1 protein-coding gene is annotated in these 353 nt (G+C 34.6%); it reads right to left on the bottom strand.

Translation table 11 applies throughout. The features are described from left to right. Positions 1–17: 17 nt before the first annotated feature. Positions 18–353 (bottom strand): 2OG-Fe(II) oxygenase family protein (locus H5162_RS21165; protein ID WP_182779455.1); only part of this gene is annotated, 336 nt, incomplete at its 5' end.

Genomic DNA, 353 nt, shown 5'->3' with positions numbered 1-353 from the left:
ATGCCTTAAATATAAGGCTAAATTATATTGAACCAACCAGTAATAGAATATCTTGGATACTTTGCGAAAGGTGTTACGTAACTTACTGAATGTGGTAAGTTTACATCAAATACACTAAGAGTATTATTTTTCGGGAAAAATGTATCAACCATCCCCCCTTCAGCATTAAAAAAGTGTAGTAAACCACCCCAATCAGGATGCCAGTTTGGTGTAAAACCAAACACATAGGCAATAGCTCTACCTTCACTAGGTAGCACATCATTATGCCTTGTTAAAAAATTACCTGATATATAGCGTGTTACTTGTACACTTGCACTAATTACATTTTCATTACCAGTGATCTGTCGAATAAA

Source organism: Pseudoalteromonas sp. SR41-8, from assembly GCF_014163915.1.
In the GTDB taxonomy this organism is placed as follows: Bacteria; Pseudomonadota; Gammaproteobacteria; order Enterobacterales; family Alteromonadaceae; genus Pseudoalteromonas; species Pseudoalteromonas rhizosphaerae.
Note: the sequence above shows the minus strand (reverse complement) of the source record. Positions and strands in the feature narration are given on the sequence as shown.